Source organism: Deinococcus humi, from assembly GCF_014201875.1.
GTDB classification, from domain to species: Bacteria; Deinococcota; Deinococci; order Deinococcales; family Deinococcaceae; genus Deinococcus; species Deinococcus humi.
The window spans coordinates 264,422-288,528 of the sequence record NZ_JACHFL010000003.1 but is presented as its reverse complement, the minus strand read 5'-3'; the positions used below and the strand labels follow the sequence as shown (position 1 = coordinate 288,528).

At 64.3% G+C, this 24,107-nt stretch carries 22 protein-coding genes; 10 read left to right on the top strand and 12 right to left on the bottom strand.

The window, feature by feature from the left end:
• Positions 1-11 precede the first annotated feature (11 nt).
• On the bottom strand, positions 12-1,145 hold the full coding sequence (gene bshA, locus HNQ08_RS08160) for an N-acetyl-alpha-D-glucosaminyl L-malate synthase BshA (protein ID WP_184129699.1): 1,134 nt from the start codon (positions 1,143-1,145) through the stop codon (positions 12-14).
• A gap of 194 nt (positions 1,146-1,339) precedes the next feature.
• Between bshA and HNQ08_RS08155 the strand changes: the two genes are divergently transcribed.
• Positions 1,340-2,179: a DegV family protein gene (locus HNQ08_RS08155; RefSeq protein ID WP_184129694.1), complete on the top strand. Its 840-nt coding sequence runs from the start codon at positions 1,340-1,342 to the stop codon at positions 2,177-2,179.
• A 79-nt stretch (positions 2,180-2,258) separates the two neighbouring features.
• On the opposite strand, the gene ileS is transcribed toward HNQ08_RS08155, so the two are convergent.
• Positions 2,259-5,438: an isoleucine--tRNA ligase gene (gene ileS, locus HNQ08_RS08150; protein WP_184129691.1), complete on the bottom strand. Its 3,180-nt coding sequence runs from the start codon at positions 5,436-5,438 to the stop codon at positions 2,259-2,261.
• 43 nt (positions 5,439-5,481) lie between these two features.
• Positions 5,482-5,811, bottom strand: a complete 330-nt coding sequence (locus tag HNQ08_RS08145) for a DHCW motif cupin fold protein (RefSeq protein ID WP_184129688.1) — start codon at positions 5,809-5,811, stop codon at positions 5,482-5,484.
• A 605-nt stretch (positions 5,812-6,416) separates the two neighbouring features.
• Between HNQ08_RS08145 and rho the strand changes: the two genes are divergently transcribed.
• From rho to pdxT, 5 genes are read left to right on the top strand one after another with little or no spacing between them, the layout of a single operon-like run.
• Positions 6,417-7,709 (top strand): transcription termination factor Rho, encoded by a 1,293-nt coding sequence (gene rho, locus HNQ08_RS08140; protein ID WP_184129685.1) that lies wholly within the window; start codon positions 6,417-6,419, stop codon positions 7,707-7,709.
• A gap of 35 nt (positions 7,710-7,744) precedes the next feature.
• Positions 7,745-9,112, top strand: a complete 1,368-nt coding sequence (locus HNQ08_RS08135; RefSeq protein WP_184129682.1) for a M23 family metallopeptidase — start codon at positions 7,745-7,747, stop codon at positions 9,110-9,112.
• A 24-nt stretch (positions 9,113-9,136) separates the two neighbouring features.
• A complete protein-coding gene (locus HNQ08_RS08130; RefSeq protein ID WP_229789983.1) occupies positions 9,137-9,586 on the top strand; it encodes a response regulator in 450 nt (149 codons plus the stop codon).
• A 51-nt stretch (positions 9,587-9,637) separates the two neighbouring features.
• Positions 9,638-10,537, top strand: a complete 900-nt coding sequence (pdxS, locus tag HNQ08_RS08125; protein WP_184129679.1) for a pyridoxal 5'-phosphate synthase lyase subunit PdxS — start codon at positions 9,638-9,640, stop codon at positions 10,535-10,537.
• Complete coding sequence (gene pdxT / locus HNQ08_RS08120; RefSeq protein ID WP_184129676.1) at positions 10,527-11,144, top strand: pyridoxal 5'-phosphate synthase glutaminase subunit PdxT; 618 nt, start codon at positions 10,527-10,529, stop codon at positions 11,142-11,144. The genes pdxS and pdxT overlap by 11 nt, the downstream gene beginning before the upstream one ends.
• 76 nt (positions 11,145-11,220) lie before the next feature.
• Here pdxT and HNQ08_RS08115 read toward each other — a convergent pair whose 3' ends face one another.
• Genes HNQ08_RS08115 through HNQ08_RS08095 form a run of 5 tightly spaced genes read right to left on the bottom strand, consistent with a single transcriptional unit; the run spans position 11,221 to position 16,012 of the window.
• On the bottom strand, positions 11,221-12,411 hold the full coding sequence (locus HNQ08_RS08115; protein WP_229789984.1) for a Gfo/Idh/MocA family protein: 1,191 nt from the start codon (positions 12,409-12,411) through the stop codon (positions 11,221-11,223).
• A complete protein-coding gene (locus tag HNQ08_RS08110) occupies positions 12,408-13,421 on the bottom strand; it encodes a dipeptide epimerase (protein WP_221284092.1) in 1,014 nt (337 codons plus the stop codon). The genes HNQ08_RS08115 and HNQ08_RS08110 overlap by 4 nt, the downstream gene beginning before the upstream one ends.
• 2 nt (positions 13,422-13,423) lie before the next feature.
• Positions 13,424-14,296 (bottom strand): C40 family peptidase, encoded by an 873-nt coding sequence (locus tag HNQ08_RS08105; protein WP_184129670.1) that lies wholly within the window; start codon positions 14,294-14,296, stop codon positions 13,424-13,426.
• Positions 14,297-14,339: 43 nt separating this feature from the next.
• On the bottom strand, positions 14,340-15,314 hold the full coding sequence (locus HNQ08_RS08100; protein ID WP_184129667.1) for a dipeptidase: 975 nt from the start codon (positions 15,312-15,314) through the stop codon (positions 14,340-14,342).
• Positions 15,308-16,012, bottom strand: a complete 705-nt coding sequence (locus HNQ08_RS08095) for an HAD family hydrolase (RefSeq protein WP_184129664.1) — start codon at positions 16,010-16,012, stop codon at positions 15,308-15,310. The genes HNQ08_RS08100 and HNQ08_RS08095 overlap by 7 nt, the downstream gene beginning before the upstream one ends.
• Positions 16,013-16,202: 190 nt before the next feature.
• Here HNQ08_RS08095 and HNQ08_RS08090 point away from each other — a divergent pair, with 190 nt between their 5' ends.
• Positions 16,203-17,360 (top strand): alanine--glyoxylate aminotransferase family protein, encoded by a 1,158-nt coding sequence (locus HNQ08_RS08090; protein WP_184129661.1) that lies wholly within the window; start codon positions 16,203-16,205, stop codon positions 17,358-17,360.
• Between the two features lie 114 nt (positions 17,361-17,474).
• Here HNQ08_RS08090 and HNQ08_RS08085 read toward each other — a convergent pair whose 3' ends face one another.
• Positions 17,475-18,179 carry a metallophosphoesterase family protein gene (locus tag HNQ08_RS08085; RefSeq protein WP_184129658.1) on the bottom strand — a complete coding sequence of 235 codons (705 nt, stop codon included), beginning with the start codon at positions 18,177-18,179 and terminating at the stop codon, positions 17,475-17,477.
• 86 nt (positions 18,180-18,265) lie between these two features.
• Between HNQ08_RS08085 and lnt the strand changes: the two genes are divergently transcribed.
• On the top strand, positions 18,266-19,732 hold the full coding sequence (gene lnt / locus HNQ08_RS08080; RefSeq protein WP_229789985.1) for an apolipoprotein N-acyltransferase: 1,467 nt from the start codon (positions 18,266-18,268) through the stop codon (positions 19,730-19,732).
• 3 nt (positions 19,733-19,735) lie between these two features.
• Here the strand turns inward: lnt and HNQ08_RS08075 are convergent, their stop codons facing one another.
• The 3 genes from HNQ08_RS08075 to HNQ08_RS08065 all read right to left on the bottom strand — a co-directional run bounded on the left by HNQ08_RS08075 (position 19,736) and on the right by HNQ08_RS08065 (position 22,300).
• Positions 19,736-20,779: a tyrosine-type recombinase/integrase gene (locus HNQ08_RS08075; RefSeq protein ID WP_184129651.1), complete on the bottom strand. Its 1,044-nt coding sequence runs from the start codon at positions 20,777-20,779 to the stop codon at positions 19,736-19,738.
• A 42-nt stretch (positions 20,780-20,821) separates the two neighbouring features.
• Complete coding sequence (locus HNQ08_RS28195) at positions 20,822-21,052, bottom strand: HNH endonuclease (RefSeq protein ID WP_425321342.1); 231 nt, start codon at positions 21,050-21,052, stop codon at positions 20,822-20,824.
• Between the two features lie 291 nt (positions 21,053-21,343).
• Positions 21,344-22,300, bottom strand: coding sequence for a diacylglycerol/lipid kinase family protein (locus HNQ08_RS08065; RefSeq protein ID WP_184129645.1), 957 nt, complete (start codon positions 22,298-22,300; stop codon positions 21,344-21,346).
• 39 nt (positions 22,301-22,339) lie between these two features.
• Here HNQ08_RS08065 and HNQ08_RS08060 point away from each other — a divergent pair, with 39 nt between their 5' ends.
• On the top strand, positions 22,340-22,708 hold the full coding sequence (locus HNQ08_RS08060) for an IPT/TIG domain-containing protein (protein WP_184129642.1): 369 nt from the start codon (positions 22,340-22,342) through the stop codon (positions 22,706-22,708).
• Between the two features lie 98 nt (positions 22,709-22,806).
• Positions 22,807-24,099, top strand: coding sequence for a histidine--tRNA ligase (gene hisS / locus HNQ08_RS08055; RefSeq protein ID WP_184129639.1), 1,293 nt, complete (start codon positions 22,807-22,809; stop codon positions 24,097-24,099).
• Positions 24,100-24,107: the final 8 nt, after the last annotated feature.

Here is a 24,107-nt window from a genome sequence, read left to right as displayed (position 1 = left end):
AGGCGATCCACTCAACCTTCCTCAAGCACTCTCGCGTAAGCCTCTAAATACTGCGGCACAATCAGAGTAGGAGAGAAGCGGGTGGTCGCCGCGTGGCGGGCCGCCGCCCCCATGCCCAGATACAACTCGCGGTCCCGCAGGATCCGCAGCGCCGCGTCGGCCATGCCGTCCACATCGCCCACTGCACATAGAATGCCGTTCACGCCGTCCTCGACCACTTCTGGGATGCCGCCTGCGCGCGCGGCCACCACGGGCACCTCGCAACTCATGGCCTCCAGTGCGGCCAGACCGAAACTCTCATTGCTGCTGGGCAGCAGGAACAGATCGCTGATGCCCAGCACGGTTTCGACATCCGGGAAGGAGCCCAGAAAATGGGTCCGGCCAATCACCCCCAGTTGCTGCGCCAGTTCGAACGCTCGCGGTCGCTCCGGGCCGTCTCCGATCATCAGCAGGCGCGCGGGCAGTTCTGAAGCTACGCGGGCAAAGACCTGCACCACGTCCTCCACGCGCTTGACGGGGCGGAAGTTGCTGACGTGGACCAGCAGCGCTTCCTCCGGATGGGCGAAGCGCAGCCGCACCTCGGGATCGGTGATGCGCTGGAAGCGCCCCGCGTCCACAAAGTTGTGGATCACCTCGATCTCGCGGTCGAGTCCGAAGGTTTCACGGGTCTGCTCGGCGAGGAAACGCGACACCGCCGTCACATGGTCGCTGCGCTCGATGGCATGGCGCGTCGTGTGACGGAAGGCCGGTTCCGCGCCCACCAGGGTGACATCGGTGCCGTGCAGGGTGGTCAGCACTCGCCCCCGCCCGGTGATGGCACGGGCATGGATGGCCGCCGTAGCGTGCGGAATGGCGTAGTGCGCGTGGGCCAGCTCCACCCCGTATTCCAGCATCACCTCGGTCAGGGTATTGGCGGCCGCCAGTTCCGGGTACGGCTGCTCGAAGAGCGCGTAGGCAAACCCGCTGACCTGGTGGAAGTACGGGCCGTGCATCCCTCCCTGGCCGGAGAGGCGGAAGGGCTGCGCCGTGCCGACGAAATGGACCTCGTGTCCGGCCCGCGCCACCTGAAGCCCCAGCTCGGTGGCGACGACGCCCGAGCCACCCGCACTGGCGTGACACAGCACGGCGACTTTCACAGGCGGCATCCGGGCCAGGGGAAAGTCGTGGTAGCCCGCATCATGGCTGGGCAGTATAGCGGCCGGCGTGCGGTTCTTCGCTCAAACCTTAAGATTAGTTGCCTTGAGCTTTGCTGAGACCCCCCCCTTATACCCCCAAAGACCCGATGACAAGGACGAAAACAATACAGACACTTTGATGAGCTGGAACTGAGAATTGATGAATGATCGCGGTTCTGACCGACTCCACCTGTGACCTCCCCATTGAAGAAGCCCGCAAATTAGGCATCCATATTATTCCGCTGACCGTCCATATGCAGGAGCGCGAGCTGCTCGACTGGCAGGAAATCGACCCAGATGCCGTCTATAGCCACATGAAGGCAGGTGGCACGGCCAGCACGACGCCGGTGGCCGTTGCCGCCTTCGCCGCGCGTTATCGTGAGCTGCTCGACACCCATGACGAGGTGGTCAGCATCCACCTGTCAGGCAAGCTCTCGGAGACGGTGAACCATGCCCGGCGTGCCGTGTCCCTGCTGAATATGGAACGCCGCATTCACGTGGTGGACAGTGGCCTGGCCAGCACCCCTCTGGCTGAGGCAGCCCTGGCCGCCCGAACGGCGCTGCTGAGTGGAGCCGACCCGGCCAGCGCCGTTCGGGCGGCCGAGGCCGTCTGCACCCAGATTCACGCCGAATTCAGCGTGCCTTCACTGGAATATTTGCGCCGCGGGGGAAGGATGGGCCGCACCCAGGCCTTCTTCGGCAACATGCTGGGCCTTCGCCCGATCCTGGGCTTCGAGGGCGGCGAGTTGAAGGCGCTGCGGCGCTGCAAGGTGGACAATGCCATTCCAGACATGCTGAGCGGCGTGCGTGAACATTTCGGTGATCAGCCGCTGTGCATCTCGGTCATTCACGCTGGACGGGACAGCGGCCGCATGCAGGCCCTGCGTCACGCTGTGACCACCAGTGGCCTGAATGTCAAACAGGCCCGCATGCACTTGATGGGGCCGGTGATCGGCGCGCACGTGGGGCCGGGTACGTTCGGTTTCATGGCCCGTCCGGCCTGAGGGACAGCACAGGGCACGGATCAAGGGGACGCGGCGTGGATTACGCCGCGTCCCCTTGATCCGTGTCTAAGGTCAGGTTCTACACCGTCAGCCCGTCGGCCTCCAGTTTCTCCAGATATGCCGCGCCGCCCTCGACCTCGGCCAGATAGCCCGCAGCCTGGCCGAAGACCAGCGTTTCAGCCAGCGTCTCGCTCTTGAGGTAGTCCTGCCACGCCTCTGCGGCGGCGCGCGCATCACCGTCCAGATCGAGGTGCAGCGTGATCCGGTCTTGCACTTCGAAACCCGCCTTCTTGCGCCCGTCTTGGATGCCGCGCACCAGATCCCGGGCCAGACCTTCAAGTTCCAGCTCGCGCGTGAGCGTGGTGTCGAAGGCAACCAGATACCCGGCCTCCTCCTGTGCGGCGTAGCCCTCTGGAGACTGGGCGTCCACCAGCACCTCATCCGGCCCCAGCTCGAAGCGTTCGCCCGTGGGGGCAATCACTTCAAACTGCTTGCCGTCTCTGACCGAGCGCGCGATCTCGGAGGCATCTGCGGCGGCCAGCGCCGCACGCACCTGCGGGACCGCCTTGCCGAACTTCTTGCCCAGCAGCGGCAGGTTCGGGCGCAGCGCGTAGCTGACCAGCTCGGCGTACTGGTCCAGCAACTCTACTTCCTTGACGTTCAGCTCCTCACGGATCTGCTCGCCAAAGCGTCCCAGAGCCGCCGTCATCTGGGGTGTGCGGGCGCGCAGCATCACGCGGGGGAGGGGTTGACGCTGACGCATGCCGCTCTGGGCGCGCACCGCCCGGCCCAGGCTGACCACCCGCAGCACCGCGTCCATCTCATCCACCAGCGACGGCGCGGTCAGTGACGTGTCCACCGTAGGCCAGCTGGAGAGGTGCACGCTTTCGGGGGCGCTGTCGTCCACGCTCCGGACCAGATTCTGGTACAGCGTCTCGGCCAGGAACGGCGTGAACGGGGCCGTGAGTTGCGTCACCGTGACCAGCGCGTAGTGCAACGTGGCGTACGCGCTGAGATCCACCTGCCCGTCCCCACTCCAGAAGCGTCTGCGGTTGCGCCGCACGTACCAGTTGCTGAGGTCCTCAGTGACGAAGTCCTGCAGCGCCCGGCTCGATCCGGTGGGATCGTAGTTCTCCAGCCGCTCGGTCACGGTGGCGATCAGCGCCTGAACCTTCGCCAGCAACCAGCGGTCGACCTCCGGACGTTCCAAGAGGGGCGGTGCCGAGCGCAGATCGGGTTGATCCAGATTGGCGTACAGCACGAAGAAACTGTAGGTGTTCCACAGCGTCAGGAAGTAGCTGCGGAAGGCCTCGCCCACCAGATTCATGCCGAAGCGCCGTGAGAGCTCGGGCGGTGCGGACACGTACATGTACCAGCGCGCCGCGTCGGCCCCGTACTGCTCGAACACGTCCCAAGGATCGACGATGTTCCCCTTGCTCTTGGACATCTTGAGGCCCTTCTCGTCCAGGATGTGGCCCGAGCAGATGACCGACTTGTAGGCCACCGAGTCGAAGACCATCGTGCCGATCTGGTGCAGACTGTTAAACCACCCGCGCGTCTGGTCGATCGCCTCCGCGATGAAGTCGGCAGGAAAGCCGCCGTTCTCGAACTTCGTCCTGTTCTCAAACGGATAGTGATGCTGCGCGAAGGGCATCGAGCCGCTGTCGTACCACACGTCCATCACGTAGGGAACGCGCGTGTACGTTTCGCCGTCAAGCTCGAAGGTGATGTCGTCCACGTACGGGCGGTGCGGATCGAAGTCGGGGGAGGCCACCTCGGGCCGCCCACTGAGTTCCGCCAGCTCAGCGTAGCTGCCGACCACCCTGTACTTGCTGCCGTCAGCCGTTTCCCACACGGGCAACGGTGTGCCCCAGTAACGGTTGCGCGACAGATTCCAGTCGATCAGGTTTTCCAGCCAGCCGCCATAGCGCCCGTTCTTGATGTGCGGTGGGTGCCAGTCGATCGTCTGGTTCAGCTCGATCAGCCGCTCCTTCATGGAGGTGTTGTTCAGGTACCAGGACTCGGTGGCGTAGTACATCAGCGGTGTGCCGCAGCGCCAGCAGTGCGGGTAACTGTGCACGAAATTCTTGTCGCGCCACATCAGGGAGCGCGACTTGAGATCACGGATGATGTCCTGGTTGGCGTCGCGGAAGAAGACACCTTTCCAGGGGCCGTAGCGGTGCTTCCCCTCCGGGTCGACCCCCACGATCACTGGGAAGCCGTAATTTTTGGCCAGCCGCATGTCGTCCTCGCCAAAGGCCGGAGCAGTGTGGACGATCCCGGTGCCGTCGCTGTCGGAGACGTAGCGGTCCAGGCCGCTCATCCAGACGGGTGCGCCGTCGCCTTCCGCGTCGTACGCCTCGGTGTAGAGGGGCGCGTAGCTCAGCCGGTCCAATTCCGTGCCCGTGAAGGTCTTCACGACTTCCGCGCCCTCGCCCAGCACCTCGTTCAGGAGCGTGCGGGCCAGGATCAGCACTTTGCCGTCCTTGTCCCTGGCCGCTACGTATTCGAAGTCCGGGTGGATCGCCACGCCCACGTTGTACGGCAGCGTCCACGGCGTCGTTGTCCAGACCAGGAAGGCCGCGCCAGTCTCCAGCCCGAGTTTCTCCGGCTCCCGCAGGTCGAGGGCGACGTAGATGCTGGGGTCCTGGATGTCCTTGTAGCCCTCGCTGACCTCGGCATTGGAAAGGGTGGTGCCGTCCTTGGGGCAGTACGGCGCCACGCGGAAGCCACGGTACAGCAGCCCCTTCTTCTCCAACTCGGCCACGCTCCACCACACCGACTCGATGTAATCCTTGTGCAGCGTCATGTAGGCGTCATCCAGATCGACCCAGTAGCCCATGCGTTCGGTAAACCTGCGCCACTCGGCCTCGTAGACGAAAACGCTCTGGCGGCATTCGGCATTGAACCTGTCGATGCCGTAAGCCTCGACTTCCCGCTTGGAATTCAGGCCCAGTTTCCTCTCGACACCGATTTCTACGGGCAGGCCGTGCGTATCCCAGCCCGCCTTGCGCGGCACCGAGAAGCCCTGCATGGTCTTGAAGCGCGGGAACAGATCCTTGAAGCTGCGGGCCTGGACGTGGTGGATGCCTGGCTGCCCGTTGGCCGTGGGCGGCCCCTCGTAGAACGTGTAGACCGGACCACTGGCGGTGGCCTCCAGGCTGCGCTCGAAGATCTTCTTCTCGGTCCACCACTGCAGGGTGGCCTCTTCCAGCGCGGGAAATTTAGGGTTGGGTTCGACGGGTTTAAAGGTGGACATTTGGGAACCTCAGTGGGGGAGAGTGAACGCTGGAAAGACGGTGCTAATCGACGATAAACAGCCTGGCGCCCGTCGCCGTGCTGGAGCGGTGCGCCTCGGCGTGATCGGCGACCTGATAGCTCTGGCCGCTGGTCAGCGTGAAGGTGCGGCCGTCGGCCAGCTCGGTGTCCAGCTGCCCGTCCAGGACCAGCAGGATGTGGCCCTTGCTGCACCAGTGATCGGCCAGGTAGCCGGCCGAGTACTCCACCATGCGGACGCGGATGCCGCCGAAGGTTTGCGTGCGCCAGTGCGCCATGCCCGTCACGCCGGGATGCCCGGTCCTGGGCACGGCCGACCAGTCAGTAACACCGAACGGAATGTCGTGCATCTGCATGATGACCTCCCACAAACCAGAAAACCTAACGAGAAAGACGACGCGCCTCAGCTTCAATGCTGGGACGCGCCGCCTGTATCAGAAGACGTGTGCGTGGTACCACCCAACTTCGCCGCCATCTTTGCTTGCGGCCTCGTTGCACGGCCCTCTGCCGGGGGGCGTCCGGACGGGTCTAATCGGCCCCTGCGGGCTTTTCTTCCGTCTGCGCGGGAGGTGATCTTCGGCGTGGCGGCTGGTCTGTCAGGCTCTCACCGTCCCTGACTCGCTCATGACTGCCCTGCGCTGGCGTACTGTCCTCTCGGTCGCGTTCGAGTGCTCACCCCTTTTTCAGGAGTGACCCTCATGGTAGGGCGGCGGGCCAGTGCGGGTCAATGTGCTGGGCCGCAGTTGGACCCAGAATGGATGAAGTCACCCCGGCGATAGGGGTATGCTGGGTGTCGTTTCCGTCTGCCTCCCCCCTGTCGCCGCCCGCCCTCACGGTGGATTTGGTGGTGGGCGCGTACAATCCTTGTCAGGGAGTATCACATGAAGTTGCCTTGTCATCGTCCAGAGAGCCGTCATCACATGAACACCTGTTTCACCTCGCCCCAGGGAGGCCGCCCGCAGTGACCGAATTCACCGGTTCCGCCCCCTATACCACTGCCCTGCCGTTCCAGGAACTCCAGCAGAAGATCCTGCCCGAGCTGCACCTGATCGCCGCCGGATACGGCATCGACAACTACCGCAAGCTGAAGAAGGACGCCCTTGCGCTGGCGATCATGGAGCATCAGGCCGACGCCGAGGGCCAGCTGCTGGCGCGCGGCTACCTGGAAATCAGCGCGGACGGCTACGGCTTCTTACAGTCGGACCTGCTGGACCCCAACAGCCGCACGGTGCTGGTCACGGCGGGCCTGATCAAGGCCAACCACCTGCGGACCGGCGACGAGGTGATCGGCCGCGCCCGTCGCCCGCGCGAGAGCGAGCGTTTCGGCTCGCTGGTGCAGGTGGAAGCGGTCAACGGCCTGGACCCTGAGGCGGCCCGTCGCCGCCCGCGTTTCGATGACTTGACCCCTACTTTCCCCGAAGCGCAGCTCGTGTTGGAAGACCCCGGCAACTCCGACGGGCTGAGCCTGCGGGTGGTGGACCTGCTCGTCCCCATCGGCCGTGGGCAGCGGGCGCTGATCGTCGCGCCGCCCAAGGCCGGGAAAACGACGCTGCTCAAGCAGATCGCCAACTCCATCGTCAAGAACTATCCGGACGTGACCGTGATGGTCCTGCTGGTCGATGAGCGTCCCGAGGAAGTGACCGACTTCCGCGAGAGCGTGCAGGGCGCGCAGGTGGTGGCGTCAACCTTCGACGAGCCGCCGCAGCATCACGTCCGGGTGGCCGAGTTCGTGCATGAACGTGCCCGGCGCATCGTGGAAGACGGCGGCCATGTGGTCATCCTGCTCGACAGCATCACCCGTCTGGCCCGTGCCAACAACCTGGTCACTCCGCCCACCGGGCGCACGCTGTCGGGCGGTCTGGACAGCAACGCGTTGCACTGGCCCAAGCGTTTTCTGGGAGCGGCGCGCAACATCCGCGAGGGTGGGAGTCTGACCATCCTGGCCACCGCGCTGGTGGAAACTGGCAGCCGAATGGACGACGTGATCTTCGAGGAATTCAAGGGCACGGGCAACGCCGAACTGGTCCTGTCCCGCCGTCTTGAAGAACGGCGCATCTTCCCAGCACTGGACATCATCAAGTCGGGCACCCGCCGCGAGGAACTGCTGCTGCAGCCCGAGGTCCTGAAAAAGATGTGGCTGCTGCGCAAGGTCATCAGCGATATGGACCCTGCCGACGCGATGGAAATGCTGCTCTCGCGTATGGGCAAGACGCGCAACAACGTCGAGTTCTTGCAAAACCTGGCGGGCGGCTGACGCCCGCTGCTGAATTGATCAGGAGTTCTTGAAGATTGACTGTCCTGTCCTTTGCCCGTCGGCGGGCCTGCGGCCTGATCGGCGCCACCCTGCTGGCCGCCAGCCTGCCCCTAGCCCACGCCTCAGCCCCGCTGCCTGAACGGCTGGGCGGATTGCTGGCCACACCCTCCGAACTGTTCACCCCCGGGGCTGAGGTCACCCTTCAGCCAGACACACGCGGTCCGGCCCTGCAAGTCGTCACGAACGGCCAGACCACGGGCAAAGTCCTGGCCCGGCGCTATGGCGTGACCCCTGGTGCGGTGCGGACGCTCAGCTCCGGCGCTGGCTGGCGGCTCCGGGAAGTGAGGCTCCCCTATCCGGGTGTGGCGCGGGCTCCAGCCCGCCCGGCCTCGATCCAGGCCTACACCGTGCGCCCCGGCGACACGCTGAGTGGGGTGGCCACGCGCCACGGCCTGAGCATGGTGGACCTGCTTGGGGTCAATCTGGATCGCCAGAGCCTGGATTCGCTGCGGGCGGGCGAGACGCTGAACATCCCCACCCGTGAACGCGGCCTGCTGGTCCGAATCAAACCCGGCCAGTCGGCGTTGTCGCTGATTGCCGGCTACGGCGCGGACCTAGTGACCACGGCCCGCGCCAACGACGTGCTGCCCACCGAACTGCACGTGGGCGACGAGCTGCTGCTGCCGGGCATCCGCGCAGAGAGTTTCCGTCAGCAACTGCTGGCCGCCCGTGAGGCCGACCGCCTGGCGCAGATCGCCTACGAGAAGCAGCAGAAGTATGGGGAGTATCTGGCCTGGAAGAGGGACCGCGAGCGTCAGCGTTTGCAGGAGAAGTATGCCCGTCAGGAGAAATACGAGGCGTACCTGGCCTGGAAGAACAGCCCGGAGCGCCAGCGCAAGCAGGCGGCCTACGAGCGGCAGGCCCGCTACGAGGCGGCACAGGCCGCCGCCCGGCAGCGGGCTGCCGTCGTGCAGCAGCCGGCCAGCCGTCCCGGGCGTGTGCAGACTGCCAGCACTGGCCACGTGGGCGGTCTGGCCTGGCCGCTGCGCTCCTTTACCCTGACCAGCCGCTTCGGAGAGCGCGACATTGCGTTCCACCGCGAGGTCTTTCACGGCGGTATTGATCTGGCTGCGCCTTTCGGCACGCCGATTTATGCGGCCAGTGCCGGCACGGTGTCGGCCAGCGGTTATGGGGCCTTTGGCCTGAATGTCTGGACGGTCAACGGCAACAGCACCGTGATCTACGGCCACATGAGCCAGACGGCAGTGGTTCCCGGCCAGACGGTGCAGACGGGCCAGCTGCTGGGTTATGTCGGCTGCACCGGGATCTGCACGGGCCCACACCTGCATTTCGAGGTGCGATTGGGGGGACAGGCTGTCGATCCTCTCGCGCTGCTGCCGTGACCCCACGGTCATGAGGCACCGCCTGTGAGTGATGGGGCACCGCCGCCGCGCCGCCCCCTGCATCTGCTGGTGGTGGACGACGAGCAGCAGATTCTGGAGTTGCTGGACCTGACCCTGGGCATGCGGGGATATACTGTGTGGCCCGCTTCGGACGGCCCACAGGCGCTTGAGGTCTCCCGCCAGCATCCCATCGACGTCATCGTCATGGACGTGCTGATGGCCCCCTGGGACGGCTTCGAGACTGTGCGGCGACTGCATGCCCAGTACACCCAGCCCAGCAACGCCCCGCCCGGCCAGAGGATGCCCCCGGTGGTCTTTCTCTCCGGTCTCAATCCACCGGACGCCCTTCCCGAACTGGCCGAAAAGCTGATCCAGACCTACTTGGTCAAGCCCTTCCGGCCAGCCGATCTGGTGCAGGCCATCGAGAACGTCTGGGAAGCCCAGCACAGGCAGTCTTCAACTGACCCCATCTGAACCGCTTTTCTGGCCCTGTTGGTGGGGGCAGTTGCGGCTTATGCTGCGGCCATGAGCGAAGACACTTCCCAGACCCCCCAGCAGGCAGACCTCAACTTCGGCTTTGCCGAGATGTTCAAGGGCGGCGTGATCATGGACGTGGTCACGGCAGACCAGGCCCGCATCGCCGAGGCGGCGGGGGCCACCGCCGTGATGGCGCTGGAGCGCGTTCCGGCCGACATCCGCGTGGACGGTGGCGTGGCCCGCATGAGCGATCCCAAGATGATCAAGGAGATCATCGCGGCCGTGACGATTCCGGTGATGGCCAAGGTCCGCATCGGTCACATCGTCGAAGCACAGATCCTGCAGGCGTTGGGCGTGGACTTCATCGACGAGTCCGAGGTCCTGACCCCGGCCGACGAGCAATTCCATATCCTCAAGTCGGACTTTAAGGTGCCGTTTGTGTGCGGCGCCAAGAATCTGGGCGAGGCGCTGCGCCGTGTGGGCGAGGGCGCCAGCATGATCCGCACCAAGGGCGAGGCCGGCACCGGCAATGTGGTGGAGGCCGTGCGCCATGCCCGCACCGTGCTGGGCGAAATTCGTGCCATTCAGGCCCGCCCCGGCGAGGAACTGATGACGGTTGCCCGTGACCTGCAGGCCCCCTATGAGCTGGTCAAATATGTCCATCAGAACGGCAAGCTGCCCGTCGTGAACTTCGCTGCCGGTGGCGTGGCCACCCCTGCCGACGCCGCCCTGATGATGGTTCTGGGCCTGGATGGGGTCTTTGTGGGCAGCGGCATCTTCAAGAGCGACAACCCCGAGCGCCGCGCTCAGGCCATTGTCAAGGCGGTGACCCACTTTCAGAATCCCGAAGTGCTGGCCGAGATCAGTGAGGATCTGGGCGCACCCATGACCGGCATCAATATCGACGATCTGATTCCCGCCGAGCGTCTCGCCTCGCGTGGCTGGTAAACCCCCAAAAATTGGCGTCCTGGCCCTCCAGGGCGCCTTTCGTGAACATCGTCGCCTGCTGGAATCGCTGGGAACGACGGTGCAGGAGGTTCGGCTGCCCGCTGATCTGACTGGTCTGGACGGCTTGATCCTGCCGGGAGGGGAGAGCACCACGATGGCTCGCCTGCTTACGGAGTATGCCTTGTGGGAGCCGATTCGCGCCTTTCAAGCCAGTGGTGGTGCTCTCTGGGGGACCTGTGCCGGAGCGATCCTGCTGGCCCGCGAGGTCCGGGGTGCCCCGCCGCAGTTCGGCGGACGGCAGGAAAGTCTGGGGCTGCTGGACGCTGCCGTGGTGCGAAACGCTTTTGGGCGACAGATTAACTCTTTTGCCGCTCCGCTGTCAGTGCAAGGCCTCGATGGTTCGTTTCCAACGGTCTTCATTCGCGCTCCAGCTTTTGGAGAGATTGGAAATGACGTTGAGGTTCTGGCCCAGTGGCAGGAACAGGCAGTGATGCTGCGCCAGGGGAACATTCTCGCCACCGCCTTCCATCCCGAATTGACGCAGGATGCTCGGATCCATCAGCTCTTTTTGGATATGACGAGTGATTCCAAGGCTGTTGTCATGTAGCGAACAGATTTTTCACAATCTAGATTCATCGTGAAACTATTCACTTGCTTTGGAATGACTAATTAACCAGAGCCCATCAAGCCAAACGGGAACGTTCAGCCGCAAATGCCATGCGGTGCGAATCGAGCGACTCGGCCAGGGGAGTAGGTACGGCAGCTTCACCGCGCAGGAATGCCAGCCAGTCGTGAACCAGCCGCGTATCGCCGCCGCCGTGATTGCCGCTGGCCTCCACGGTCCAGCGCTCCACGGTCCCGCCGTGGAACCCGTGAACTTCCAGCTCACCAAGTTCCATCTGGCCGCGCAGTTCGCCGTGCGTGCCCAGCAATTTGAGGGTTCGGGTGTTGTTGTGCGTGAAGGCGCTGACGCTCAGGCCAGCGGTGACTCCGTTGGCGAAGGTGACACTCACGGTCTGGTGATCGGCAACATTGTTCAGACCCAGATAGACGCACTGCCCGTACGGCCCGCTTGCCAGAGCCTCGGACAGGGACTGGCCACCGGCAGTCAGCACCGTGTTGGGCCACACGTCCAGCGGGCGCGGACCATAGATTAGCCGGGCGTCGTACGGGCAGCCGCTTACCAGGCAGGTCACGCAGCGTTCTGAAGCCCCGGGCGGCGCGTTCTCCGGTCGGAAATGGTGTAACCCGCCCTGACTGTCCACTCGAGACGGCGGCGCACCCGCGAACCAGCGCAGCAGGTCCAGATCGTGGCAGCTCTTGGCGAGCACAAAGGGCGCTGCTGGAGGTGAGGAACGCCAGTTACCCCGCACGTACGAGTGCGCGTAGTGCCAGTACGCCACATTCTCAGCGTGCTGTATGCCAACCAATTGTCCCAGCCGTCCGGAGTCCAGCACCCCCCGGATCTCCTTGAAGAACGGGGTAGCGCGCAGGACATGACAGACGGTCACGCTTCCAGTTGACCGGGCCTCGGCGTGCAGCAAAGTGTCCAATTCGGATTCGGCCAGGCAGACCGGTTTCTCCAGCAGAACGTCATAGCCCAGTGCCAGCGCCCGCAGGCACGGCTGAACATGGGCATCATCCGGCGTGGCGATCACCACAGCGTCGGCCACCCGCCCCAAAGCAAAGAATGCGTCCCAGTCCGGGAAGCAGACCGCTGATGTCAGGCCATGCCGGGACGCCACCTCCGAGAGACGGGCCGGGCGTGGGTCCACCAGATGCGTGACGAGCGCCCCCTGGGCAGCCAGATGACGGGCGTATACGTCGCCACCCCGATTGCCACAGCCGAGAATGGCAACCGTAATTTCCTTCACCGCCGCTCCACGCCCCAGCCCGGGCCCACAGGCCGGGCCAGTTCGCCTGCCGTCCACTCCAGGCCCGCGAACGGATCGTCGGCCAGCAGCAGCGCCCCGTCCAGATCGGCCCAGTCGCACAGGCCCGCCAGATGGGCGGCGGCGGCTATCCCCAGGCTGCTCTCGATCATGCAACCCATCATGACGCTCATGCCGTGCGCGCGCGCCAGCCGCAGCGCCGCGAGCGCCCGCAGCGGCCCACCGAGTTTGGCCAGCTTGAGGTTCACGCCGTCAAAGGCCCCCGACAGGGCAATCACGTCCCGAACGTGATGCAGGCTCTCGTCGGCCACAATGGGCACCCGCGACAGGCGGCGCAGTTCGGCGTGGCCTTCCAGATCGTCCGCCGCCAGGGGCTGCTCGACGAGTTCCACGTGCGCCGCGTCCAGCACGCCCAACATGCGTTTGGCCTGCGGGCGGGTCCAGGCCGCGTTGGCGTCCACGCGCAGGGTCACGTCCGGCACCTCCTCCCGCAGCGCTTCCAGAATGGCCGTATCGCGGGCCGTGCCCAGCTTGACCTTGAGGAGCGTCTGTCCAGCCGCCACTGCCTCTTTCGCCTGGCGCCGCATGTCGGGTAGTTCGGCCAGGCTGACCGTGAAGCTGCTGCGGGGCAAAGCGGTGGGGGAGAGGCCCAGCAGGGTCCACACCGGCAGGCCCGCCGACACCGCGCACCACTCCAGCCCTGCCATTTCCAGCGCACATTTGACCGAGGGATGATCATGCGGCATTCGTGCCGAAAGACGGTCATGCAAGCCGTCCCAGTCCCAGGGATCAGTCAACGCCTCCGAGAGCAGAGGAAGCACCGCCTCCACTGTGCCGCGCGTCTCACCGTAAAAAGCGTTGGGAGCAGCCTCTCCGCGTCCGGAAACGCCGTCGCGCGTGAAGGTCACAAACGTGCGTGGGTAGACGCTGTGCGTCCAGCGCGCAATACCGAAAGGCTGGGCGGTGTGAAGCTCCAGCGTCTCCCAGTCCATACTCACGCCGTCCACCGCCCAAAACCAGTGCAGCCCGCCTGTAACCTCTGCCCATACTCGCCCTCGCCCAAGGTTTCTATCGTCACGCGCATGTGGGTGGCATTGGCATGGACCATGCGCCGCTCGTCCAGCATGATGCCGACGTGGCCGGGGAAGAAAGCCAGATCGCCGCGTCGGAGAGTGGTGACCGCCTCCAAGGCTTCCTGTTGCTGGTCCGCGTCACGGGGAAGCGGCTGACCGAAGGCACTGAACGCAAGCTGGGTCAGTCCCGAGCAGTCCAGCCCCCAGGCACTGCGCCCGCCCCAGACATACGGCGTGTCCACAAAGCGCAGGGCCAGCTCTGCCGGGTCCGCGTCCGTCAGAGGAGAGAGGACGGCCTCGCCCACCCAAGCGACCGTGCCGTCTGGCAGCGAGACCGGCACCCAGCGCCGCCCCCCCTCCTCGGCCACCTCGCCCGGAGCGCGGGCCACCCTGGCCCCCAGGCACAGCTCGCCGACAATCGGCTGGCTGACCTTGGGTCTGGCGAAGGCGTGGGCGCGCAGGGCGGTGACGGTGAGCGTTTCGCTCTCTAGCGGCGCACCCAGCCCGGCTGCCGGGGTCCAGCCCAGGTAGCGGTCGTGCAGGGTCCGGACGTAAGCCCAGCCGTGCCCGTCCTCCCAGAGGCGTTCCAGCGCCTCGCCGGGCAGCGCCTCCGTGACCTGGGCCGCGTCAGCGCGGGGCGCGGCCCGCAGGGTCAGGCGGGCAGTGGCGGCGCTGGGCTGCGGGACCACATAGGTCCAGTCCGTTCCAGTCAGCTGGCCGCGCAGACCCTCTTCGGCCATGCGAGTGTCGGGATGGTGGGCGTGGGTCCGGGGATCGGGCAGGGTGGAGACCATACCCGACAGGGTAGCGGGAAATCCCATGGAGCACGCGGCAGCGTTACAGGTAAGCGGTCAGCCAACGCCGCCAGTTGTCACTTGCGACCCCAGCACGGTGCTCAGTGGGCAACACGTCCAGCAAGCCGGGCAGATCGCGGTAGCGTTCAATGCCTACCGGCGTCTTCTCGGCCCCAAAACCGCCGTCCATGTCGCTGCCCACCGCCACCCGATCCCAGCCGATCAGTCCGGCGTAATGCCGGGCGTGGCTCGCCAGATCGTCTCCCGTCGCGCCCCACGTCACTCCATCCCGGAGAAACTGACTCAGGAAGACGAGGCCGATCACCCCGTCCGTATCGGCGATGGCACGCGCCATGTCGTCACTTAGATGTCGGTTGCCAGGGACCAGCGCGCGGGCGTTGGAATGCGAGGCAATCATCCTTGGCCCGATCTCGGCAGCGTCCCAGAACGCGGCGTCGTCCAGGTGCGAGGCGTCCAGGGCAATGCCAAGGTCACGCATGGCCGTCACCAGCGCCCGCCCCGCGTCCGTCAGCGGCCCCGGCGCTCCCGTGCCACCAGCGTAGCGGGTGGCGCCCCAGGCCGGTCCGATTAGCCGAACACCCGCCTCCAGCCAGAACGGCAGATCATCGGCGTCCCGGACCGGGTCTGCCCCCTCCATCAGCAAGACGACGCCGGGAGGAGCGTCCTGCAGCGCCAGATGGGCGCTGACCTCGGCCCCTGAGCGCAGCAGCCGGATAAAACCGCCGTCTTCCCAGCGGCGATACACGTCTAACTGGGCGAGCGCCTGCGCCCGTGCCCCAGCGTGATCGGTGTAGCCGTCCGGTGACTCCGCCGTATGCGGCAGGGCGAACAGTGTGCCGAAGCACACCCGCATATCAGCCGCCCGCAATTCGGAAAAGGTGGTGGTGGCGGTCTGTCCCTCCACCGGATCATCCGCCCGCAGAGCGTCGAGATCCAGCGTTAGATCACGTCCATTCAGGGCGTTGTAGGCTAGGTCCAGATGGCCGTCGATCAGCATGCGCCGGCCACCACCTCGTCAACCAGCTCCAGCACGGCGCGCAGATCGTGAATAGCCTGCATTTCCCAGCCCTGCAGATCAATCAGCTCGGCCCGCATGCCCAGTGCGCGGGCCGCCTCCACATTCTCCAGCCTGTCGTCCACGAATAGAATCTCCTCCGGCAGCACTCCCAGCGCGTCGGCGGCGTGGAGGAACGCTCCGGCATCCGGCTTATGCACGCCCACAGAGCACGTCGCCACCGCCACATCTACCAGATCGTCCAGGCCCACCGCTTCCAGAGTGCGGGCGATGCTGGGCAGCGTGTTGCTCAGCACACCGATCTTCAGGCCACGGGCGCGCAATTGTTGCAGGACCTCGCGAGCGTGCGGCACAGGCTTCATGAAGCGCTCGTAGGGATATTCGGCCATGAAGGCGACGGCCTCGGCGTGCGGCAGGCCCAGCCGTTCCATCAGGTCCAGGCCGTACCCGTCCCAGAAGCTGGTTTCATCGTCCTCGGTCCGCAGGTCCCACCAGGCCAGTGCCTGCTCCTGCCACTGGCCCAGCATCGCGGTGCCCACCGCCTGCGCGTCCAGCCCATAGGTCCGGGCGGCCCAGCTTGCCGCCTCGGCGTAGATCTCGCGGTCCGTGTAGGCGATGGTGTCGTCCCGGTCGAACAGCACAGCTCGAAGGGGGGGGTGGGCCGCGGGCAGTGTGGTCATGCGCTCCATCCTAATGACATCGCCGATCCATGGGGTGACGAGGGGCTGAATCGAGCCTCAACCTGTTGTGTGATAAAGCATCTGCGCGTTTTACGATATCTTTGAGCAATTTTATTGTGTATTTAGGGTCATAATCCGCTTATGACGCAACAAAATTGCCAGACGGCAACCAAAGCTCTATGCTTTGGGCATGCCTCTGGACGCCTTTCGCGAACACGTTCTGCTGACTCCCGGTCCCACCCCAATCCATCCACGCGCCCTGCAGGCCATGACTCGCCCGATGTTGGGCCATATGGACCCGGAAGTTTTTGCCCTGAATCGCGAGATCCAGGCGGATCTGCGAGTGATGTACGGCACGGAGCCGGAGGGCTTCACGGCGCTGTTGGCCGGCACCGGCAGTCTGGGGATGGAAGCAGGGTTCGCCAATCTGGTGGAGGCAGGCGACGAGGTCTTGGTCTGCGCCAACGGCAGCTTCGGGCGACGTATGGCCGAGATGGCCGCCCGTTACGGTGCACGGGTCCACCTGGTCACGGCCCCACTGGGCGAGGCCGTCCGCCCGGAGGACGTGGCCACGCAACTGGAGATGGTCCAGGACCTCCGCATGGTGGCCGTCGTCCACGGAGAAACGAGCACCGGCGTCCTGAACCCGGTGCCCGAGATCGCCGAGCTCGTTCGTGGCACCGGGGCATTGCTGGCAGTGGACGCCGTGACGACGGCGGGCATGGAACCCTTCCACATGGCCGAGTGGGGGGTGGACTACGCATACACCGGCGCGCAGAAATGCCTGAGCGCTCCTCCCGGCGTGGCCCCAGTGGCGATCAGCGATCGGGCGCTGTCACGCTATGGGGCCCGACACACCCCCACGCCGCTGTGGTACTGTGATTTCGAGGGCCTGCGTGACTACTGGACCCGCCACACCTATCACCACACGGTCCCGGTCAATCTGCACTTTGCCTTTCACGCGGCCCTGCAAGCAGCGCTGGACGAGGGCATGGAGACCCGTCAGCGCCGCGTGCAAAGGGTAGGTGATGCGATCTTGAGTGCGCTGACTCCGCTGGGCTTCTCCCCCTATGTGCGCCGCCCACAGGACCGTCTGCCCACCGTGCTTGCCTTGAGACTGCCCGACGGCTTCGATGACGCTGGGGTACGTCAGGCGCTGCGGGTTCGCGAAATCAGCGTGACCGGCGGCCTCGGCCCCACGGCTGGCGTGATCTGGCGTCTGGGACTGATGGGTGAGGCAGCCCGCCCAGGTCCCTACCGTACCCTGATGGCCGCGCTGGAGGATGTACTGGGCGCACGAGGACTGGTGGCGCGGTTTGATGAGGCGCTGGAAGGCGTCCTGGCTTGAGCGTGTAGGAGTACGGCAGGATGGTGAGGCACCGTCTGGGGTGGCGCACCATCCGCTGGCTGTAGTCGGTCCTGGAGGCCGGCAGTCTCAACGTCCAGTGCCTGTGAATAACTTTTAGCCCATCCGTCCAGTCTTGATCACGTCTGCGATCACTGGGGGCAGGCTCCACGCCATGATGTCGAAGGCGCTGGAGGCGTAATCGTAGGTGATCTTGTGTAATGAGACCTTGGGTTTACGCCCGATGCAGTCCACAATTACCACGTCCGCGCCAGGTTCGTGATTCAGGCTCAGGCCCACGCTGCCCGGATCGACGAAGGTGGTCTCGCCGATCACCCGGCTAAAGGGGACATGCGAGCCGCCCACCACGATCACGCGTGCGCCCAGCGTCTCGGCCAGGTCCTCCAGTTCGCGCTCGTTGGCCATCAGATCAAGGCGCTGTTCGGGATCATGGGGGCTGCCGTGGAAATACCGCACCCGACCAACTGGGGTCATGATGCGTCCACCTGCCGGTAGGCGCCGCAGGAACTCGATCTGCTCAGGGGTCAGGACTTTCTTGGTCCAGGTCAGCACCTGATCGGCCACGCCGCGCCGCCCCTCGCGGTCCCCCAGATCGATAGCGACACGCATGTCGCTGGAGCCCAGCCCGGTGGGCCAGCCCTCGCGCTTAACAAAGTCGATCACCGGGCCGGGGCTGGCACCGTAGCCCACCAGATCGCCCACCACAATCACCTGATTGACGATGTTCTCGGTGAGGAACCGCTTGACAGCCGTCAGGGCGTGGATATTTCCATGAATGTCGCTGATGAAGGCCAGTCTCAAGGTGCAATCATCTTAACCCAGAGACAGCCGCATGGACACTCGGTTCGCGGGGCGTCCTCACTTAACTTCCCTCTATCATGGAGGGCGTGCCATCTGTTCCTCCACCCCTGCTGGCCCTGCTGCTGGGCGCACTTCTTGGTCTGTGTGGCCTGCCGCTGCCCTGGAGTTTCCTGGGCTTTGTCCCCCTGGCGGGGGTCCTGGCTTTTGCGGCCTCGGCGCGGACCATGGAAGGGGTGTCGGGCCGTCTGTTGTGGTCTGGCGTGGGGTACTTCGCGGTGCACCTGTGGTGGCTGACCGCTTTTCTGGGCAAATTGTTCGGCTTCCCTCCGGCGGGCGTGCTGGCCTTCGCACTCTTCATTCTGGAGGGTCTGTTTCTGGCGGTGATGGCCTACCCGGTGGCCCGACTGGTGAAATCGCCCCAGGCACGGGTCTGGGCACTGGCGGGCGGCTGGGTGGTGCTGGAGTGGCTCCGCTTCCTGGGCCCGCTGGCCTTTCCCTGGCCAACGCTGGGGTACGGTTTGTTGCCCAGCCCGGCCATTCAGATTGCGGATCTGGGCGGCGTGCTGTTGGGCAGCGTCCTCGCGGCCCTGAGCGCGGCGGCACTGGCCGGCCTGGGTCTGAGTCGGGGGGAGCGGGGGAGAGGCGGTCCGGTGATTCTGGCCGCGTTGTGCTGGGCGGCGGCCCTGGCATATGGTCTGACCCGCACGCCGGGTGAGGGACCTGAACAGCCCATGCGGGTGCTGCGGACGGATTTCGATTCGTTTGGGAGGGCAGTGGGGAGTCTGCCGCCGGAACTTCAACTGCCCGCTCAGCAGGCTGCCTCGGTCCGAAACTCACCGGGAGAAGTCGTGGTCTGGAGCGAAACTGCCCTGACAGCGCCAGCCTCCGAAACCCTGCTGCCACAGTTCCCCGGTCCAGGGATCAGCGGGCTGGGGACGCCACGCTACGAACGGCCAGAGCGGAACAGCGTCGTTGCCATCGACGCTCAGGGTCAGATCACCTCCAGGGAGGAAAAGGCAAAACTGGTTCCCTTCGGTGAATATTTTGTCTTCTACAACGGCATCCTGCGTCCAATCTACCGGATGATCGAGAACACCTTGAACTTCGAACTGGCCAGCGCCCAGCCTGCCGAGATGGTCCAGCCGCTTACTTTGAATGGCGTGCAGTACGGCGCCTACATCTGCTATGACAGCGTCTTTCCCTGGGTGGCCCGCAGCCTGACCCGGCAGGGCGCGCAGGTTCTGGTCAATCCCAGCAATGACGGCTGGTATGACGGCTGGGGCGTGCAGCAGCACTTCATGATGGGCCGGGTGCGTGCCATTGAGAATCGCCGCTGGCTGGTCCGCAGCGTGAACAAGGGTGTGGCCGGTGCGGTCAATGACCTGGGGCAGCCCGTGGAGATTGTTTCTAGCGGAGATTCGATTCAGGCGTTGAGTGTGCGGCCCAAACTTCTGACCGGCCGTACGGTGTTCAACCGCGTCGGCGACTGGCCCGCGCTATTGCTGGCGCTGGGGATGATCGGGTATGGGTTGAGGTTGGATCGGCGGCGTTGAGGATTACTCTTGTGGATCGCGCAGACGTTCCATCGCTTCCATTGCCTCCCGCCTGACCTCCGTGTCCATTTTGGCGTAGATGGCCGAGGTATTAACGGATGAGTGGCCCAGCACGTCCGCAACGACATGGAGGTCACGGGTGGCGCGGTACAGGTGGGTGCCTGCCGTGCGTCTGAGGGTGTGAAGCCCCCACAATTCTGGAGACAGACCAAGTGCCCGGTAATAAAAGGCGGCGATATCGCGTCCGCCTTTGGTTGTCAGCCGCCCGCCATAGTTGCGTCCGGTCAATGAAACCAAGAGGGCATCGGTTTTTAGCTTTTCTCCTGAGAGCGCAGACCGGGAAACGATCCAAGCTCGTAGCCTGCGCTCGATTTGGGTAGTGATAGGTATCGTGCGCTGTTTGCCGCCTTTGCCGCGAATTCGTAAGTGGCGCCCGCCGAGGTCTATGTCATCCATATTTAAACCGACCAACTCTGCAGCACGCAGGCCGACGCTACCGCCGAGTTCGAGGAGGAGGACGTCGCGGTGGGCGCGGAGTGTGTCTGTGAGGTGCAGAGCAGCTGGCAGCGCCAGCAAGTCCGCGTACTGTGCGACAGAAAGGGCCTGCTTCTTAGCGTGTGCAGGCGTCGTGTCGCTAGGAGGTCTCACCCCAGCAGTGGGATCACTAGCGATCGCTCCAGCCCAGACCAGCGCCTTCATCAAGTTTCTCACACCGTAAAGGTGGCGCTTGATGCTTGAGGTTGACAGACCAGTCTGCTGCATAGTCAGGAGCCAGACCTCAAAGTCCTCAGCGTTGAGCTGATTCAGAGCCCGCTCAGGCGATTCGGGGGGTCCAGTAAAAATCAGAAAGCGTCTGACCGATTCACAGTAGTGTTCCAGTGTCAGTTGGCTGACCCGCGCGCCTCGGCTGGATTTGAGACGCATATACGTTACAAGCAAATCGGATAGCGCACCAGCATTTTGCTCATGCGCTGCCCTCAGGCCTTCACGCCGACGGTTGGCGGCGTTTGCCCAACGAGAAGCTAAAACTAGCGCCTCACCTGTCACGTGCTGATCCTATGTTCCATAAGTGAAATTATAGAACATAAACTATGTATCTGACAAAGTCTGTAACCGCTGAGCCGCGCCGCGCAACCAGTCCAGAAACTCAGTTTCTGTAGAATTCCATTTGGCGCGGTTACAAGGTTCGCAACACAGCGCGATATTACCAAAGTCGTGAGCGCCGCCTTTCGACAACGGGATGACATGGTCGAGCTGAAATCCTCGTCCCAAACCGTCGTTGGGTAAGCCACAGTATCGGCAGCCTTGCGTTTCCAGCATGACAGTTACTAGTTGCTCCGGCGGCAGTCGGGCCAAATGGGGAAAACGCCGCTCCACACTTCCGTTCATACTGTAAGCAATCTGGAAAGCTCGGCGTCGATCATCATAGTGATATCTCGTCTGGTACGACTTGGCCTGACTGACATACCAGACAACGCATATGACGGCTGCCATCGGGCCGATTCTTTGGAAACAGTTCAAGAATTTTGGTCTGACGGCAAATCCGACAGGTTCGCTGGTTGTCAGACCTATAGGAGGCATTGGTCACGACTCAAGGATAACAATTCGTCCTTAGGTCTCTACCTCTTCCTCTCTGACCGCGGTGATAAACCGAACCGCACGGGGCAAAATACGCGCGGTGAAGGGCGTCGTCTCCACCATGAGTTCGCCGTCGTATTGCAGCGGAAAGGGATCAACCGCGTCCACGGTAATCTCACGGGCGTACAGGGTTTCCAGATTGCCACTGAACAGAGGATCACCCAGGTTCAACTTGGCCCGCAACGAGTCGATCAGGTTGGGAATCAGCCGCAGCAAGTTGCCCGCCTTGAGCAGCACCACTGTGAACTGGCCGTCGCTGGGATTGATGTCGGTGGTGATCGGCATCCGGTAGTTGGCCATGCCAAAGTTGGCAGCCATCACGCCAATGCCCACGAACTCGCGCTCCTGCCCATCCAGAATGAGTTTGAAGGTCGTCTTTTTCGGGTTGAGTTGTTTCATGGCGCTCAGGACGTAGGCCATCACGCCGAAGTGCTCCTTGAGTTCCTCGCTGTCCCGGATCATGGCGGCATCCGCCCCGGCTCCAGCGAGCATGGCGAAACCGTTTCGCTGACCATTCACGTCGATCTCGCCCAGATCAACGGTGATGCTGTGCCCAGCCAGCACCAGATCAGCCAGTTCTGAGGCGTCGGTGGGCAGCGCCAGGTTCTGCGCGATCAGGTTGGCAGTCCCCGCAGGAAATGCCAGCAGTGGGATCCCCGTGTCGCGGGTGGCGTAGGCCAGGCTGCTGACTGTTCCGTCGCCGCCCGCCGCCACCAGACAGTCGAAATCTGAAAGGTCCTTGACCTGATCTGCCAGCGGCGTCTCGCGACCCAGTTCGCGTTGCGTCACCTCGGCTCCCGCATCTTGCAACAGCTGCACAAATTCCGGCAGATCGCTGTCGCCTTTGCCGCTCTTAGGATTGAAGACGACCAGAACGCGCTGGGCCTTGGAGGTGCTGGGGGGGCCGGGGGGGGAGGTTTGACCTGTCATCTGAACGTTCATTAGACTGTGAACTCGGAGGCTGTTGCTATGCTGCGTTTCTTGGTTGCTTCTTCACTCATGGTTGGGGCGCTCGCGTCCTGCGCGCCTTCTCAATCCACAGACCGTTTCGTGACGGTCACCCCTGTCCTCATCAAGGTTTCCGAAGCGGCTAAGCGTGGCGACACAATCACCATCCAGGGTCGCTATCTGGGCGGACCCACCACCGGGCAGGTTCGCCTGGGAGCAGATGAATCCGGCAAGGGCGGCTACGTCTTCCCTGGCTCGGCCATTCAGTCCTGGACCGACAGCGAGATCGTTTTGACCATTCCCACCGACGCCCCCGTGGGTGGGAGCTGGTTGTTCGTGGAAGTGGCGGGTAAGCAGTCGACCGGACTGCCGTACAGCGTTCGTCAGTAGAGCGCGGCGCAGAGGAGGCCACCTTCCCGGTCTGGAAGGTGGCCTCCTCTGCCGTTTGCTTTGACCGTGGACCCTGTGGCCTTTAGACTCCGCAGGTTATGGCGATTACCCGCCCCAAGGGCACCAACGACCTCCTGCCACCGGGCAGTCCCAAACTCTCAGCGCTGACCAGCGCCGCCGCGCATGCCTGGTTGACCGGCGTGGCACGGCGCGTGCTGGAACGGGCCGGAGCGCAGCGCATCGAAACGCCGGTTTTCGAGGAAGCAGAACTCGTCAAGCGCGGTGTGGGCGATAGCACCGACATCGTCCGCAAGGAGATGTTCACGGTCTACTACTTTGGCGACCACGGCGGCTTCATCCTGCGGCCAGAGGGCACGGCGGGCATCGTGCGTGCGTACCTGCAGAATGGTCTCAAGCAGTTGCCCGCGCCGCTCAAGCTCTGGACCTCTGGACCGAACTTCCGTGCCGAGAACGTGCAGAAGGGCAGGTACCGTCAGTTCCATCAGGTGGATTACGAGGTGCTGGGCAGCGCGGATCCCCTCGTGGACGCCGAGGCGATTGCCCTGATGGTGGACGTGGTGCACGAGCTGGGCTTGAAAGATGTGCGCGTCAAGCTGGGCAGCATCGGCGATCCTGCGGACCGCGACACCTACAACACCTACCTGCGCGACCTGTTCACCGCCCACAGTGACCGCCTCTCCGATGATTCCAAGGACCGCCTGAGCCGCAACCCGATGCGGATTCTGGACTCCAAGAGCGAGGGCGATCAGGCCCTGATTGCCGAGCTGGCCGTGAAACCCATGCTCGACTTTCTGGGCGAGGAGGCGCGGGCCCATTTTGAAGCGGTCCAGGGATACCTGAAGGACTGGGGTGTGCCGTACGACCTGGACCCCAGCATCGTGCGCGGGCTGGACTATTACCGCCGGACCGCCTGGGAATTGCACCATGAAGGTGTCGGTGCAAAATCCGCGCTGGGTGGCGGCGGACGCTACGACGGCCTGGCGCAGTTGCTGGGTGGCCCCGAGGTCCCGGGCATCGGCTGGGCTTTCGGCATCGAGCGACTGCTCCTGGCACTGGAGGCCGAGGGCGTCGAACTGCCGCAGGCCGAAGGTCCGCTCCTGTACGTCGTCGCCCTGGATGAGGAAAACGTGCCGCACGCCGCGAAGATTGCGCTGCAGGCCCGTGCTGTGGCCCGCGCCGAGTTTGCCTACCGTGCCCTGAAACCCGGAGGTGCCTTCAAGGACGCGGAGCGCCGGGGCGTGAAGTGGATTGCGCTGCTCGGATCACAGGAAGTCGAGAACGGAACGCTGAGCCTCAAGAATCTGTCCAGCGGCGAGCAGCGTGTGATCGACGTTTCCGAACTGTCCGAATTCCTCGCGAGTGCCAGCTGATGTTCCTC

Bases quoted from the DNA above. Each gene is read 5' to 3' on its own strand.
- HNQ08_RS08060 (WP_184129642.1), top strand. From the start codon at position 22,340: ATGCTGCGTTTCTTGGTTGCTTCTTCACTCATGGTTGGGGCGCTCGCG.
- HNQ08_RS08110 (WP_221284092.1), bottom strand. From the start codon at position 13,421: ATGGACTGGGAGACGCTGGAGCTTCACACCGCCCAGCCTTTCGGTATT.
- HNQ08_RS28195 (WP_425321342.1), bottom strand. From the start codon at position 21,052: ATGCTGGAAACGCAAGGCTGCCGATACTGTGGCTTACCCAACGACGGT.
- HNQ08_RS08100 (WP_184129667.1), bottom strand. From the start codon at position 15,314: ATGCTGATCGACGGCCATCTGGACCTAGCCTACAACGCCCTGAATGGA.
- HNQ08_RS08105 (WP_184129670.1), bottom strand. From the start codon at position 14,296: ATGGTCTCCACCCTGCCCGATCCCCGGACCCACGCCCACCATCCCGAC.
- ileS (WP_184129691.1), bottom strand. From the start codon at position 5,438: ATGTCCACCTTTAAACCCGTCGAACCCAACCCTAAATTTCCCGCGCTG.
- hisS (WP_184129639.1), top strand. From the start codon at position 22,807: ATGGCGATTACCCGCCCCAAGGGCACCAACGACCTCCTGCCACCGGGC.
- HNQ08_RS08095 (WP_184129664.1), bottom strand. From the start codon at position 16,012: ATGACCACACTGCCCGCGGCCCACCCCCCCCTTCGAGCTGTGCTGTTC.
- pdxS (WP_184129679.1), top strand. From the start codon at position 9,638: ATGAGCGAAGACACTTCCCAGACCCCCCAGCAGGCAGACCTCAACTTC.
- HNQ08_RS08145 (WP_184129688.1), bottom strand. From the start codon at position 5,811: ATGCAGATGCACGACATTCCGTTCGGTGTTACTGACTGGTCGGCCGTG.
- HNQ08_RS08155 (WP_184129694.1), top strand. From the start codon at position 1,340: ATGATCGCGGTTCTGACCGACTCCACCTGTGACCTCCCCATTGAAGAA.
- HNQ08_RS08090 (WP_184129661.1), top strand. From the start codon at position 16,203: ATGCCTCTGGACGCCTTTCGCGAACACGTTCTGCTGACTCCCGGTCCC.
- bshA (WP_184129699.1), bottom strand. From the start codon at position 1,145: ATGCCGCCTGTGAAAGTCGCCGTGCTGTGTCACGCCAGTGCGGGTGGC.
- HNQ08_RS08065 (WP_184129645.1), bottom strand. From the start codon at position 22,300: ATGACAGGTCAAACCTCCCCCCCCGGCCCCCCCAGCACCTCCAAGGCC.